This window comes from Methylobacterium crusticola (assembly GCF_003574465.1).
In the GTDB taxonomy this organism is placed as follows: Bacteria; Pseudomonadota; Alphaproteobacteria; order Rhizobiales; family Beijerinckiaceae; genus Methylobacterium; species Methylobacterium crusticola.
Genome location: NZ_QOWC01000448.1, coordinates 1 through 1,696, shown reverse-complemented (window position 1 = coordinate 1,696; position 1,696 = coordinate 1). Strand labels below are relative to the sequence as shown.

The window sequence follows — 1,696 nt, the reverse complement described above, 5'->3', positions numbered from 1 at the left end:
CAGGTGAAGACCGGGACCGGCGTGAACACCGGCGGAGGGGCGGCGCGGCGCGGCAGGTCGGCGGCGAGGGCCGAACCGGCAACGGCGATGCCCACGAGGGCGGTAGCGCTCTTGAGAAGCGACTTCATGGAAACTGGTCCTTCCTACTATGCAGCGGCGATCGTGCCCGTTCGGGCCATCGACCATCCGAAGCAGTGGCTTCGACATACCCCGGCAGCCGTGTGAAAGCTGTGTCCTCGCGACAACGCTGGTGGGTTTCACCGCGGCCTTAGTGGCGGCTTGTCGCGAGCATTCCCCTGGCTACTGATCCGTTCAACGCGCCCGAACGGCCAAGGTTCACGCTCCCGCGATTTTTTTGTCACGCTTGCGTGATCGTCCTTAACGAATACGAAACGGCCCCTACGGCGTGAGGGCGATCGCCGAGACGAGGCGCCCGTAATCGGGCTCCGCCCGGTGGGTGGCGCGGCGGTAGCTGAAGAAGCGGTCCGGATCGGAATAGGTGCAGTGCCCGAGGGCCGCGACCTCGCCGACCCCGGCCCGCTCGAGCCGGGCCACGATGTAGGCCGGCAGGTCGAACAGGCTGTGGGACGCCCGCTCCGGGCTCGGCGCGAAGTAGCGCCCGTTCTCCGGGTCGGCCTCGACGAAGCGGGCCCGGAACTCGGGCCCGACCTCGTAGGCGGCGGCGCCGATCGTCGGCCCGAGCACCGCCACCGTGGCGGCGCGCTCGCCCCCGAGGCGCTCCATGGCGGCGAGCGTCGCCTCGATCACCCCGGTGAGCGCGCCCTTCCAGCCCGCATGGGCGGCGCCGACCACCCGGTTCTCCGGATCGGCGAACAGGACCGGCCCGCAATCCGCCGTCAGGATGCCGAGGGCGAGGCCCGGCACCCGCGTCGCCATGGCGTCGGCCCGCGGCCGCTCGCTGAAGGGCGCCGCGACGGCGACGGCCTCGGCGGAGTGGACCTGGTACAGGCTGACGAGGGCGTCCGCCGGAAGGGCGAGCTGCGCCGTCATCCGGCGGCGGTTCTCCGCCACCCGGGCCGGCTCGTCGCCGGAGCCGAGGCCGCCGTTGAGGGAGGCGAACACGCCCTCCGAGACGCCGCCCCGGCGGGTGAAGAAGGCGTGCCGGACACCGGAATGCGAGCTCAGCTCGGGCGCTTCGATGAACATCGCGGATCAGTCCTGGGGCGGGGAGGGAGGCAGGCCGGGAAGGTCCGGCGGGACGGGGCCGGTCCCCCCCGGGACGGGGCTGGATCCCCCCGGCAGGGGGCTGGACAGACCCAGGACCTTGAACAGGCGGCCCATGCCGCGGGGCGCCCGGTCGACCAGGCGCTCGGCCCCGGCCAGGACGGCGGCGGCCTGCTCCGGGGCCGCACGCGCGGCGAGGCGCTCGGCGCGCTGGGCCAGCCCGAGGGCGAGCAGGAAGTCGGCCTGCGTGGCGGGGCCGTGCACGCGGGCGCCCTCGGCGGCGGCGGCGCGCGCGAGGGCGCCGAAATCCACCTGCACGGTCAGGTCGATCTCGCCCGGGGCCGCCAGGGGGTCGGCGAAGCGGTGGCGCGACACCGCCTGGAGCGTGTCGGCGGTGCCGCCGGCCGCCTCGCCGTAATCGACGGCGAGGAGCGCGCCGCCCTGCCGCAGCAGCCGGCCGGCGAGGCGCCGGGTCACGTCGAGGGCCGCGGCCGGCAGGGTCAGCACGGCG

The 1,696-nt window shown here is 74.5% G+C and carries 2 protein-coding genes; both read right to left on the bottom strand.

Annotated features, from left to right (window positions below; genetic code table 11):
• Positions 1 to 399: 399 nt before the first annotated feature.
• Entirely contained in the window at positions 400 to 1,167 is a 768-nt protein-coding gene (gene pgeF, locus DT057_RS34810) for a peptidoglycan editing factor PgeF (RefSeq protein ID WP_128566542.1), read from the bottom strand.
• A gap of 6 nt (positions 1,168 to 1,173) precedes the next feature.
• On the bottom strand, positions 1,174 to 1,696 hold a 523-nt coding region (locus DT057_RS34805; protein WP_203236468.1), incomplete at its 5' end, for an SAM-dependent methyltransferase.

Excerpts from the sequence above, each read along its gene's own strand:
- pgeF (WP_128566542.1), bottom strand. The coding sequence starts at position 1,167 with ATGTTCATCGAAGCGCCCGAGCTGAGCTCGCATTCCGGTGTCCGGCAC.